The organism is Pantoea sp. USHLN298 (genome assembly GCF_037149395.1).
In the GTDB taxonomy this organism is placed as follows: Bacteria; Pseudomonadota; Gammaproteobacteria; order Enterobacterales; family Enterobacteriaceae; genus Pantoea; species Pantoea astica.
Genome location: NZ_JBBCRO010000001.1, coordinates 454,390 through 466,711 on the forward strand (window position 1 = coordinate 454,390; position 12,322 = coordinate 466,711).

Annotated in this window: 13 protein-coding genes and 1 pseudogene; 6 read left to right on the top strand and 8 right to left on the bottom strand. The window is 54.8% G+C overall.

Features of this window, described 5'->3' with window-relative positions:
* Positions 1–795, top strand: a complete 795-nt coding sequence (locus WFK59_RS02270; RefSeq protein ID WP_233984794.1) for an ABC transporter ATP-binding protein — start codon at positions 1–3, stop codon at positions 793–795.
* Positions 792–2,291, top strand: coding sequence for an HAL/PAL/TAL family ammonia-lyase (locus WFK59_RS02275; RefSeq protein WP_233984793.1), 1,500 nt, complete (start codon positions 792–794; stop codon positions 2,289–2,291). Before WFK59_RS02270 ends, WFK59_RS02275 begins: the two co-directional genes overlap by 4 nt.
* A 3-nt stretch (positions 2,292–2,294) precedes the next feature.
* On the opposite strand, the gene WFK59_RS02280 is transcribed toward WFK59_RS02275, so the two are convergent.
* Positions 2,295–2,927, bottom strand: a complete 633-nt coding sequence (locus WFK59_RS02280; protein ID WP_233984792.1) for a flavin reductase family protein — start codon at positions 2,925–2,927, stop codon at positions 2,295–2,297.
* 141 nt (positions 2,928–3,068) lie between these two features.
* On the opposite strand from WFK59_RS02280, the gene rlmF reads away from it, so the two are divergent.
* A complete protein-coding gene (gene rlmF, locus WFK59_RS02285) occupies positions 3,069–3,992 on the top strand; it encodes a 23S rRNA (adenine(1618)-N(6))-methyltransferase RlmF (protein WP_233984791.1) in 924 nt (307 codons plus the stop codon).
* Here rlmF and WFK59_RS02290 read toward each other — a convergent pair.
* The 6 genes and pseudogenes from WFK59_RS02290 to rhtA all read right to left on the bottom strand — a co-directional run.
* Positions 3,982–4,795 (bottom strand): annotated as a pseudogene (locus WFK59_RS02290) (mechanosensitive ion channel domain-containing protein); the annotation flags it as partial. The gene rlmF and the pseudogene WFK59_RS02290 sit on opposite strands and share 11 nt — an antisense overlap.
* 21 nt (positions 4,796–4,816) lie before the next feature.
* Positions 4,817–5,539 carry a glutamine ABC transporter ATP-binding protein GlnQ gene (gene glnQ, locus WFK59_RS02295; RefSeq protein WP_233984790.1) on the bottom strand — a complete coding sequence of 241 codons (723 nt, stop codon included), beginning with the start codon at positions 5,537–5,539 and terminating at the stop codon, positions 4,817–4,819.
* On the bottom strand, positions 5,536–6,195 hold the full coding sequence (glnP, locus tag WFK59_RS02300) for a glutamine ABC transporter permease GlnP (protein ID WP_031377032.1): 660 nt from the start codon (positions 6,193–6,195) through the stop codon (positions 5,536–5,538). Before glnP ends, glnQ begins: the two co-directional genes overlap by 4 nt.
* Before the next feature lie 78 nt (positions 6,196–6,273).
* Complete coding sequence (gene glnH / locus WFK59_RS02305) at positions 6,274–7,020, bottom strand: glutamine ABC transporter substrate-binding protein GlnH (RefSeq protein WP_094119364.1); 747 nt, start codon at positions 7,018–7,020, stop codon at positions 6,274–6,276.
* A 328-nt stretch (positions 7,021–7,348) separates the two neighbouring features.
* Complete coding sequence (gene dps / locus WFK59_RS02310; protein WP_233984789.1) at positions 7,349–7,852, bottom strand: DNA starvation/stationary phase protection protein Dps; 504 nt, start codon at positions 7,850–7,852, stop codon at positions 7,349–7,351.
* Positions 7,853–8,177: 325 nt separating this feature from the next.
* The gene (rhtA, locus tag WFK59_RS02315) at positions 8,178–9,092 is read right to left on the bottom strand and encodes a threonine/homoserine exporter RhtA (protein WP_336754935.1); all 915 of its coding nucleotides are present in this window, start codon (positions 9,090–9,092) and stop codon (positions 8,178–8,180) included.
* Between the two features lie 368 nt (positions 9,093–9,460).
* Here rhtA and ompX point away from each other — a divergent pair, with 368 nt between their 5' ends.
* The gene (gene ompX / locus WFK59_RS02320; RefSeq protein WP_233984787.1) at positions 9,461–9,973 is read left to right on the top strand and encodes an outer membrane protein OmpX; all 513 of its coding nucleotides are present in this window, start codon (positions 9,461–9,463) and stop codon (positions 9,971–9,973) included.
* Positions 9,974–10,276: 303 nt separating this feature from the next.
* Here the strand turns inward: ompX and WFK59_RS02325 are convergent, their stop codons facing one another.
* Positions 10,277–10,468 carry a hypothetical protein gene (locus tag WFK59_RS02325; RefSeq protein ID WP_336754936.1) on the bottom strand — a complete coding sequence of 64 codons (192 nt, stop codon included), beginning with the start codon at positions 10,466–10,468 and terminating at the stop codon, positions 10,277–10,279.
* A gap of 259 nt (positions 10,469–10,727) precedes the next feature.
* Between WFK59_RS02325 and mntR the strand changes: the two genes are divergently transcribed.
* Together mntR and WFK59_RS02335 are read left to right on the top strand one after the other, a co-directional pair.
* Positions 10,728–11,186 carry a manganese-binding transcriptional regulator MntR gene (mntR, locus tag WFK59_RS02330; RefSeq protein WP_094119359.1) on the top strand — a complete coding sequence of 153 codons (459 nt, stop codon included), beginning with the start codon at positions 10,728–10,730 and terminating at the stop codon, positions 11,184–11,186.
* A 21-nt stretch (positions 11,187–11,207) separates the two neighbouring features.
* Entirely contained in the window at positions 11,208–12,317 is a 1,110-nt protein-coding gene (locus WFK59_RS02335; RefSeq protein ID WP_336754937.1) for an SLC13 family permease, read from the top strand.
* The last annotated feature ends 5 nt before the right edge of the window (positions 12,318–12,322 follow it).

The following is a 12,322-nucleotide window of genomic DNA, read 5'->3' on the forward strand; positions in this document are numbered from 1 at the left end:
ATGTCAACCCTGCCACCTGTCACGCTGTCGGCCAGCGATATCCATAAATCCTTTGGTGCGATGGAGGTGCTGAAAGGCATCTCACTGCAAGCGCACCAGGGAGATGTCATTTCGATTCTGGGTGCCAGCGGCTCGGGGAAAAGTACCTTGCTGCGCTGCATCAATCTGTTAGAGACGCCTGATGCCGGCGTGGTCAGTGTCGGCGGCGAAACCATTGAGATGAAGCGCCATGCCCGTGGTCATCAGCTGGCAGCGAATCCGCGACAGATTGAGCGGTTGCGCTCGCGGCTTGGCATGGTATTTCAGAGTTTTAATCTCTGGTCACATTTAACGGTGCTGCAAAACGTCATTGAAGGACCGCATTACGTGCTGAAGCGTGACAAAAAAGCCTGCATCGCCGAGGCAGAGAAGCTGCTGGATCGTGTTGGCTTGCTGAACCGCAAGGATTTCTATCCGGCGCAGCTCTCAGGCGGACAGCAGCAGCGGGTGGCGATTGCCCGCGCGCTGGCGATGGACCCTGAAGTCATGCTGTTTGATGAACCGACCTCGGCGCTCGATCCCGAACTGGTGGGGGAGGTGCTGAAGGTGATGCGCAGCCTGGCGGAAGAGGGACGTACCATGCTGGTGGTTACGCATGAGATGGGATTCGCGCGTAACGTCTCTAACCGGGTGGTATTTATGCATCAGGGCACCATCGATTGTCAGGGCACGCCACAGGAGATGTTTGGTGAGCAGGGATCGGCGCGTTTTAAACAGTTCATTTCCAGTCATCATCAGGTGGAGCCGGTGCTATGAGTCAGACTATCGTCTGGGGCGATACGCCGCTACAGTGGCGGGACGTGGTTCAGGTGGCGCGACAGGGCGCGACGCTGACGCTGAGCGACAGTGCCTGGCAGCGCATTGCCCAGGGTCGGGAAATTGTCGGTAATATCGTGGCGGCAGGAGAGGTGGCCTATGGCATCAATACTGGCCTCGGCGCGCTGTGCAATATCACCCTGCCGGACGATGAGCTGAGCCAGCTGTCACGGAATACCTTACTCAGTCACGCCTGTGGCGTCGGGCCCGGTCTGGGAAAGCCCGAGGTCCGCGCCATTCTGTGTGCCGCGATTGCTAATTACAGTCACGGTAAATCGGGCGTGTCGGTGGCGCTGGTGGAACGACTGCTGGCGCTGCTTAATTTGCACATCACGCCGCAGGTTCCGTCTCAGGGCTCGGTGGGCTACCTGACCCATATGGCGCACATTAGCCTGGCGCTGATTGGCATCGGTGACGTGGAGTATGATGGGCAGCTGATGCCGGCGCAGCAGGCGCTGGAGCGCAATGGATTAACGCCTTATCGGCCTGCGGCAAAAGAGGGGCTGAGTCTGGTCAACGGCACGCCGTGTATGACCGGTCTGGCCTGCCTGGCGCTCGACGATGCCGAACGTCTGCTGGACTGGGCCGATGTCACTGGCGCGATGAGTTTTGAAGCCTTGCGTGGCCAGCTGGCGGCTTTTGATCCTGAGGTGCTGGCGCTGAAAGCCAGTCCCGGTATCCAGCGTAGCGGTGAACGTTTACGTCAGTTATTAGCAGACAGCAGGGTGTTAAGCGAGAGTCAGGGCATTCGCACTCAGGATGCTCTCAGCCTGCGCTCAATGCCGCAAGTGCATGGTGCCTGTCGCGATCAGTTCGATCATGCGCAGTGGCAGGTGTCGACCGAGCTGAATGCCTGTACTGACAATCCGCTGGTGCTCGGCACGCCTCAGGCATGGCGGGTGGTTTCGCAGGCCAATCCACACGGCGAATCGGTGGCAATGGCGTGTGACTTACTGGCAATCGCGCTGGCGGAGCTGGGTAGCATTGCCGAACGGCGGCTCGATCGGCTGGTTAATCCACTGGTGAGTGGGCTGCCGCCGTTTCTGGTGGCGCAGCCTGGCGTCAATTCCGGCATGATGATTGCCCAATATGTTGCGGCGTCGCTCTGCGCGGAAAACCGCCAGCTGGCACAACCGGCCGTGCTGGACAACTACGTCACCTCCGGATTGCAGGAGGATCACCTGAGTCTCGGCACCGGCTCCGCACTCAAGCTGTTAAAGCTGGTGAACAATGTCGATCACATCATCGCTATCGAATACCTGTTGGCCGCACAGGCACTGGAATTTCACGGCGAGGCGCGGTTAGCCCGTGGCACCTTACGTGCCTGGCGGCATCTGCGACAGCATGTGGCAAGCTGGCAACAGGACCGCTGGCTGGCACCGGAGATTGCCAGGGCGGTAGGCGAAATTAAAGCGCATCGGCCTGATGCGCTTTAACCCTTAGCGGCGGCGCGCGTCGGGGCGAACTAAATCGAAGCGTTGCGCTTCGCTGATGCCGTAGTAGGCGCTGGGTCCACCGGCACGCAGAATCGGCTCGGCTTTGGCGGTCTGATAAATACCCGCTTCCAGCAACGTTTCACTGATGTGGATCGCCACCGCTTCGCCCAGCACCAGCCAGCTCTCTATCGGCTTTCCCTGCGCATCCTGTAACTGGATCAGCTGCGTCAGCCGACACTCAAAGTTAACCGGGCTCTCGCCGACCAGGCTGGCTTTCACCTGTGAGGCGGGTAACGGCGTCAGTCCGGCATAGGCAAACTCATCCTGATCGGCGGGCAGTGACGCCGAGCTCTCATTCATCGCTTCAGCCAGTGGCCGGGTCGCCAGATTCCAGACAAACTCTTTGGTGTCAGCGATATTCTGTACGCTGTCTTTCCAGCCGCTGCTGGCGAAACCGATGATCGGCGGATGGTAGTTAAAGCAGTTAAAAAAGCTGTAAGGTGCCAGATTGCGCTGACCGCTGGTGCTGATCGAACTGATCCAGCCAATCGGACGCGGGCCGATGATAGCGTTCAGCGGATCGTGGGGCAGACCGTGGCCGGCACGCGGTTGATAGGAATAGCGTTTATGCGTCATAACCTCTCCGGTGGGGAATTTTATTCATCTTAGCCCGACAGCATCGTCTGGCAACACCCCAAATGCGTAAGCGGATTGTGCGGGTTTATTTTCCGCCGCCTACAGCGTATTGTACGCGCGCCTGAATAATTGAGAGAACGTATGAAAAAGTCAGCCAGCTCGTCGCCTTTCCACGCCCGCAATCGCCACCAGGGCGAATACGATTTTGCCGCGTTAACCGCTGCACATCCGCCGCTGGCGGCCAAAGTGCGGCCCAACGGCTATGGCGTGCAGTCGATCGATTTTGCCGACGCGGACGCGGTGATGTTGCTCAATCAGGCGCTGATTAAACTGTTTTACGGCATCGACTGGCAGCTGGCACCGGGTTCGCTTTGCCCGCCCGTGCCGGGCCGCGCCGATTACCTGCACTATCTGGCCGATCTGCTGGCGCTGGATAACCACGGCGTCATTCCGACGGTTGACGTGCTCGATATTGGCTGCGGTGCAAACTGCATCTATCCGCTGATTGGCGCGGCGGAGTATGGCTGGCGCTTCACCGGCACCGAAATTGATGAGGCGGCGATCAAAGCCGCCAACCGGATTGTCGCCGCTAATCCCGGCCTGGCGCGCCAGATCCGCCTGCGCCGGCAGAAAAACAGCGATGCGGTACTGTCAGGCGTGGTGAGTAAAACCGAATTTTTCCACGCGGTAATGTGTAATCCGCCGTTCCACGCTTCGGCTGAGGAGGCGGCGGCGGGATCGCAGCGTAAAGTGCGCAATCTGGGCCTTGATAAAAATGCGCCGCTTAACTTCGGCGGTCAGCACAATGAGCTGTGGTGCGTCGGCGGCGAAAAGGCGTTTGTCGGTAAGATGATCGGTGAAAGCGTGGCGCTGGGTCGCCAGGTGATCTGGTTTACCTCGCTGGTGTCGCGTAAAGAGAATTTAGCCACGCTGGAAAAACAGCTAAAAGCGCTTGATGTTGCTGAGGTCCGGGTAGTGAATATGGCGCAGGGACAGAAACAGAGCCGCTTCCTGGCGTGGAGTTTTATGCCCGCCGCTCAGCGCACAAAAGGACTCAGCCGCTAATCCTCAGGGCGGGCCGGCGGGCCCGCCCTGAACTTATGGCAGCGGCGGCATCGGCCACATCGCTGGCGGTTTGCATCACCTGCACTCTCTGGTGCGGCGCTTTAATCCCGGCGGCGTCAAAGTGCTTCTTCACTTTATCGTCCAGCGCAAAACGCACTGTCCACTGCTTCAGCGGTTGGGTAGTAAAGGAGACGCGCACCCTAAACGCCTGGTCGGTCAGGCCGACCAGCCCGGCAAAACCTGGCTCGCCAGTCACCCTGCCGCGAATTTCCGGATTCTCCAGTCACTCTTTCACCGCCGCCTGCAACGTCTGATTAGCGCGTTCGCTATCCTCATTGCGATCCACATCATAGTTGGCGAAAAACGACCCGATGTCGCGCACAAAGTTGGCAAAGGGAGTTATCGATGAGCAGGGAATGATGTGATAGGCGCCGGTATCCTGACGCACGCTGACCGAGCGAATCGACATCCGCTCTATCGTGCCGGTAATGGCACCGATGGTCACCAGATCGCCGGTATTCATCCCGTTTTCGAACTGGATGAAGATACCGGTAATGATATCGCTCACCAGCGTCTGTGAGCCGAATGAGATCGCCAGCCCCAGCGCACCGGCATCGGCCAGCAGCGGCGCAATGTTCACATCAATCTCAGAGCCGGATCATAAGGGTGATGGTAGTGATCACCACCTCCAGCGCATTGCGGAACAGGGTGAGTAAGGTGCGGGTGCGGGCGCTCGGCATCGGACGGCCATGTGAGTCGGATGCCAGCCGGCTCTCAATCAGGCTGGGCAGAAAAAGCGGGCCGGCAGTGCGGCCCGCCCGTGATCACGAGACGTGCTGCAGAAATTCGCGCAGACGGTCGCTGGGAGGATTGCTGATCAGGCTGTCCGGATCGCCATCTTCGGCGATGCGGCCTTTGTCGATAAAGATCAGACGCGATGCGACTTTCTTCGCGAAGCCCACTTCGTGGGTCACGATCACCATCGTCATGCCTTCTTCCGCCAGGTCCTGCATCACTTTCAGCACTTCGTGACGCAGTTCCGGGTCCAGCGCCGAGGTCGGCTCATCGAACAGCATCATTTTGGGTTTCACCGCCAGCGCACGGGCAATCGCTACCCGCTGCTGCTGGCCGCCGGAAAGCTCGGACGGGAAGTGATGGGCGCGTTCTGCCAGCCCCACTTTGCCCAGCAGCTCTTTCGCCAGCTGACGTGCCGCCTCTTTGCTGGCGCCGCGTACCCGAATCGGACCAAAGGCGACGTTATCCAGCGCGCTCATCTGTGGGAACAGGTGAAACTGCTGGAATACCATGCCCGCTTCCTGACGGATCAGGCGGTCATCTACTTTCGGATCGTTAACCCGCAGGCCATCGACGATCAGTTCGCCGCTGGTGATCTCTTCCAGTTTGTTAATGCAGCGCAGCAGGGTGGATTTACCTGAGCCGGACGGTCCGATAATCACCACGACTTCGCCCTGATTAATCTTCAGGTCAATGTTATGCAGCACCTGGGTCTGACCAAAATGCTTCGAGACATCTTTAAATTCAATCACAGGATTTTCACCCTTTTCTCAACACGGCGCAGCACAAAGCTCAACACCAGGGTAATCACCAGATAGATGATCGCGACGGCGCTCCAGATCTCCAGCGCGCGGAAGTTACCGGCGATAATCTCCTGACCCTGACGCGTCAGTTCAGCGACACCGATAACGATAAACAGCGAGGTATCTTTGATGCTGACAATCCACTGGTTACCCAGCGGTGGCAACATGCGGCGCAGTGCCAGGGGCATAATCACATAGCGCAGGGTTTCGCGGCTCGACAGGCCGAGCGCCAGGCCCGCTTCACGAAAGCCTTTGTTGATCGACAGCACCGCACCACGGGTAATTTCCGCAATGTAGGCGCCGGAGTTAATCATAATGGTGACCACGGCCGCGCTGAACGGATCGATACGCAGGTCGGGGAAGGCCATCGGCAGGGCGAAATAGATGAACATCACCTGCACCACAATCGGGGTGCCGCGGATGATTTCAATAAACACCAGCGCAATGTTGTTGGTGATCCAGCCGCCGTAAGCGCGGGCGAAACCGGCGACGAGGCCGATAATCAATCCGCCCACCAGTCCGATGATTGAGATGATTAAGGTCATCTTCGCGCCTTCGAGCAGCGCCGGCATGGCGGGCCAGATAACGCTCCAGTCAAACTCCATGGTGTGACTCCAGATATGTTGCGAGGAAAAAAGCAGGGAAAACGTTTCCCTGCTGAAAATTAAAACTGCTGCAAATTGTTATTTAGGCTCAGTACCGAACCATTTTTTATACAGCTGATTGTAAGTGCCGTTCTCTTTGATGGTTTTCAGTGCGCCGTTTACTTTTTCACGTAAATCGTCGCTGCCTTTCGGGAAGGCGATGCCGTACTGCTGCGCTTCAATCGATTCGCCTACCGCTTTAAAGCGGCCTTTACCGGCGGTATTGATGAAGTAGAGGATGTTTGGTGTATCGTGCAGAACCGCGTCAGCGCGGTTGGTGCCAAGTTCCATGTAGGCGTTATCGATGTTCGGGAACTGACGCAGATCTTTGGTTTTGATGTTGGCTTTGGCGTAATCCACCGAGCCGGTGCCGCTCTTCACTGCCACTACTTTGCCGGTCAGATCGCTGATGCCTTTGATGTCGTTTTCGTTATTACGCACCATTACCAGCAGACCGCTTTTGTAATAGCCATCAGAAAACTCGATCGCCTTTTTACGTTCTTCGGTAATGGTAATTCCCGCCAGCGCCAGATCGACGTTGCGGGTCTGCAGTGCCGGAATAATGCCGCTGAAATCCATTGGCTTGAGGGTGTAATCGAGCTTCAGTTGTTTAGCGATCGCATCCCACAGATCAACGTCGAAGCCGACATATTTGTCGCCCTGTTTGAACTCAAAAGGAACGAAGGCGGTGTCAGTGGCGACCACCAGTTTCTTTTCTGCTGCAGTGGAAGAGAGGGAGAAGGCCAGCGCCAGCGCGGCCACAGAAACTTTTAACAGTGACTTCATCATTTTTCCTTATTACTACCAGGCGGCAGGGCCTGTGTTTGCGGCTTGTCATATGAAAGAATTATGCCAACTTTGCAAAATACACCAAATCAGTAGGTTAAATAACCCAGCTGACTCGATTTTGCAGGAATATCTGCCTCTGCACTAATTTGGTGACCCAAATTAGTGCAAGTTGCTGTTTTGGTGCAACCGGTAGTGTGCCTCAGATGTTAAAGCTGTGAAGCGAAGGAGGGAAGAACTGTTAACAGGGTCATAAAATTACGATCGTGCAGACGTAAAAAAGGCGGGTCTCCCCGCCATTTTTGTCTCATTGATGAATCAATGGAAATTATTCAATGTTCGCTTCGATAAACCACAGGAATTTATCCAGGTCACGTGAAGCAGCGGTAAAGATATCCGCGGTATCTTCATCTTTCACTTCTGAGATAGCTTTACGGGTATCGTTCGCCACGATGCTGTAACGATCAGCCAGCGCTTTCAGATGGTCCTGCACGCTGTGGATGTTAAGCGGATAGCTTTTCAGTGGGGTTTTATCATTCACCACCTGCGCGGTACCCAGCGCGACGCCGCCTAACTGTACAACACGTTCTGCAATGGTGTCCTGATGGTCAGTGATGGCGGTACGGAAGCCGTCCAGCATTTCATGTACACCAATAAAGTTAGCGCCACGCATGTTCCAGTGGGCCTGCTTGGTGATCAAAGACAGATCAATAAACTCGACAACCAGACGGTTCAATACCTCAATGGTGGCTTTTTTCTCATCATCTGCCACATCGTTACGGGTATAAATCAGGTCGGAAGATTTAGTTTTAACCAATTTAGCGGTACTCATCGTTTCAGTCCTCTCTTTGATGGTTGTCCTAATCAAGTACCGGATAAGTATAGCAGCGGTTTTCAGCTTTGCATTAACGGCCGTATCGATGAATGAAATAGCGTGTAACTTTGGAACGGCGGATGGCAGTCGGGAAAGATTAACGAAATGTTAAAATATAAACCTGAGAATTTTAGCAACAAAAACATCAGGTTAATCTTATATGTAAATAACCGATAAGCGACTGTTTCAAAATACGAAAGACAGCCTGTTGATTTAGTTAAGAATAATTCTCACGTTGAGTGTGATTGTTATTTAAACGATTGAACCCGACGCTATTTATCGCTTATTTGGGCGTGCCGGTGTTAATTTCCACTTCGCTCAACTGGTTCTTTTTCGGCTTCATCGTGAGAGTCGAACCGGCTGAGGCGCTGATGATCGCCAGCAGCGCCAGCCATTGCGTCAGGGTTAAGGTCTCACCGAGAAACAGCATGCCGGAAAAGGCCGCCATCGCCGGCTCCAGACTCATCAGCGTGCCAAAGATACGGGCCGGTAAGCGCGTCAGGGCGATCATTTCAAGCGAGTAGGGGATAGCGCTGGAGAGTAACGCCACCAGCAGCGCCATCGGGAGAATACTCCAGTGCCAGATACCGCTTTCGGCGAAGGTCAGGCCGAGCGGGACAAAAATGACCGACGCAATCAGGGAGCCGATCGCTACCGTGGCGGGACCGTGTTCGGCACCGGCGCGCTGACCCGCCAGAATATAAATCGCCCAGCAGGCGCCTGCGCCGACCGCCAGTGCCGCGCCCAGCGGATCGATGGTTGCCATTCCGGCACCCAACGGCAACAAAAATCCTAATCCGATGACCGCCAGCAGCACCCAGACAAAATCGAGCAGGCGACGCGATCCAAATAGCGCCAGCGCCAGCGGGCCGGTAAACTCAAGTCCGACCGCCACGCCGAGCGGTACGGTCCGAATCGCCAGGTAGAACAGAAAATTCATCGCGCCCAGCGCCAGGCCATACATCAGCAGCGGTTTACGCTGTTCCCGGCTGAAGCGTAAGCGCCACGGTTTAAAGATCACACAGAGGATCAGCGTGCCAAAGCCAAGACGCAGTGCAGTAATGCCGGTTGCCCCAACGCTGGGGAACAGCGTTTTGGCCAGGGAAGCACCGCCCTGGAGCGATAACATCGCGATCAGCAGCACAGTAATCGGTAGCAATACGGGCGTAAGGTTTTTTGAAGCTGAAGAGGCAGACATCCTGTGTACATTTCCTGGTGGTTAACCCGATGAGTCAGTGAGTGTAAAGGAAATGGCGGCCAAAAAAATGACAGAGTGACGTTTAAATTTGCGTTAACTGCACAAATTTTGTCCGGATTCAGGGCCATTTTGGTAAAGAAACGTCAGGATTTTTTAGGATTTAACTTAAAGACCCAAAAGAGGAAAAAAAATTTATTGCAGTAAGATGACGGTTTTTATAAGAAAAATGAATGACATAGGATGTCGCATTAACTTCCTGTTACACCAAACATTCTGTTAGACAACAAAATGCGGGCAGAGTTTCTCGCTATTTTTTGTTATATTTTCAGCGTTGTCAGGAGAGAAGTATTTTCACATTTGAGGTGGTTATGAAAAAAATTGCATGTCTTTCAGCATTAGCCTGTGTACTGGCAGTATCTGCAGGTTCAGCAATGGCACAGAGCACCGTAACTGGTGGCTATGCTCAGAGCGATTACCAGGGCGTGGCTAACAAAGCTAACGGCTTCAACCTGAAATACCGCTACGAAGACGGTTCTAACCCACTGGGTTGGATCGGCTCATTCACCTACACAGAAAAAGATAACACCGATTCTGGCATTTATAACAAAGGCCAATACTACGGTGTGACCGGTGGTCCTGCTTTCCGTCTGAACGACTGGGCAAGCATCTACGGTGTTGTGGGTATCGGCTACGGTAAATTCCAGCAGAACGATACTGCATCACGTGACAAATCTGATTCAAGCGACGTAGGTTTCTCTTACGGTGCAGGTATGCAGTTCAACCCAATCGAAAACGTTGCACTGGACGTGGGCTACGAGCAGAGCCGCATCCGTAACGTTGACGTTGGCACCTGGATTGCTGGCGTAGGTTACAGCTTCTAAGTTTCAGCTTAGACGACCTGCCAAAAAACGGCCCTTTATGGGCCGTTTTTTATTGCGCGCGATTCAGACTGCCGCAGCCACCAGGCCGTCTTCGGCTGCTAACCGGAGTAAGCGCCGATCAAAACGAGAAAAGCGGGTGGAGAGATCTGCGATAACGCGGTGACGGCTTGCTGTGGGCGTCGTTGACGGCGGTAACGATGATGGCAGCAGAAAAGATGGCAGCAGAAAAGGGCACGAGCAGAAAAACCGAAGCGGCCCTTCAGCCGTTTGCTGAAAGGCACCAAAGGGGTGGCTGTGAAAAAATTAACCGCGCCAGATCAGATTCTGGCAGCGACGATCTTCAGGCTTTTTGCCCAGTAATTTTTCAATCAGCATCAGGCGCAGCGTGAATGGGGAACGCGTCAGCAGGCACAGCCAGGATTTCATCTCCGTGGTTGTTCTCTTTTCAGCCTGGAAGCATTTGCTGCAGTCTGCACAGCATTTCAGGGTGCTCATAGAATCACCTCCCAATCAGTATCGACGTAAAAGTAAGCAGAGTCCGGCGACGTAACCCATAAACAACAACAGTAACAGATAGGGATCGAACATGATCTTCATCTCCGGCTGCTTACATTATCAACAAATATAGCATTGGCTATATCATTTAGCCAAGGCTAATCACGAAAAATTTGAGCTTCTTTGCACCTGGTTTACAATGAGCGCAGCTACATCCGTACGGCAGTGACAGTACGGAACATAATAAAGAGGAAGCTGAATGACTCGTCGTGCCAAAAGCGTGGTTTCTGCCCCGCAAGGACCACTGAAAGATATTGAAGAGCATGTCGAAGGTTTTCGGCAGGTGCGTGAAGCGCATCGTCGTGAATTAATTGATGACTACGTTGAGTTAATTTCTGATTTGATTGGTGAATTTGGCGAAGCACGCCAGGTTGATATGGCCGCACGCTTAGGCGTTTCGCAGCCGACGGTCGCCAAGATGCTGAAACGTCTCGGCAGCGCCGGGCTGGTTGAGCAGGTTCCTTACCGTGGTGTGTTTCTGACCCGCGAAGGCGAAAAACTGGCTGAGGAGAGCCGGGCCCGTCATCACATCGTTGAAACCTTCCTGCTGGCGCTGGGGATCAGCCCGGAAACGGCCCGCCGTGACTCTGAAGGGATTGAGCATCACGTCAGTGATGAAACCCTGGCCGTATTCCAGAAATTTTACGAAACACGTTAACCTTTAAGGCGCACCGCCATCATGCCGCAGCTGTTTCGATCTTTTTTGCATGACTCGATTTTGCATTTACTCGTCGTTATTGGTGTGGTTCTGGCATTTCTGGCCGATTTTCGCTGGCCCGATCTGCCTGGCGCGGTCGACTGGCACACCATCATTACCCTGACCGGTTTATTGATCCTGACCAAGGGGCTGGAAACTAGCGGCTATTTTGATGTGCTGGGCGGCCGGTTGATTGCCCGCTTTCGTCATGAGCGCGCGCTGGCTCTGTTCATGGTTCTGGCCGCCGCGTTGCTTTCGACTTTTCTTACCAATGATGTGGCGCTGTTCATTCTGGTGCCGCTGACTCTGACGCTGCGCAAGTTCTCCCGCTTGCCAATCTCCCGGCTGATTATCTTCGAAGCGTTGGCAGTAAACGCCGGATCGCTACTGACACCGGTCGGTAATCCGCAAAACATCCTGTTATGGAGTCACGGCTCGCTGAGCGTGGCCGGTTTTATTGTGCAGATGCTGCCGCTGGCGGTCTGGCTGCTGCTCAGCCTGGTGGTGTTAACCTGGTTTAGCTTTTCGAAGCGTACCATCGACAAGCATGACAATCCTGAACAGCCCCAGTGGCAGAAGCCGCTGTTTGTGGTCAGCGTACTGTTATACGTGCTGTTTATCGCCGGGCTGGAGTGGGAGATCACCGGCTGGGTGCTGCTGCTGATCCTCGCTATTTTTATGGTTATGGCGCGGCCGGTTTTACTCCGCATTGACTGGAGTTTGCTGGCGGTCTTTATTGCCATGTTTATCGATGTCTGGCTGCTGACGCGTTTGCCGGTGATGCAGGCGCACTTTGATCAAATCACCCATCTGGGGCAGGGGCAGCTCTACCTGCTGGCGATTGGATTATCGCAGGTGATCAGCAACGTCCCGGCGACCATCCTGCTGCTGCAAAAAGTCCCGCCGTCAGAGGTGCTGGCCTGGGCGGTGAATATCGGTGGTTTCGGCCTGCTGCCTGGCTCGCTCGCCAACCTGATCGCGTTACGGATGGCGCAGGATCGCGCCGTCTGGTGGCGTTTTCATCTCTTTTCCCTGCCGTTACTCGCCTGGTCAATGGCCAGCGGCTGGGTGCTGTTGCGTCTGCTCAATTAAGCCCA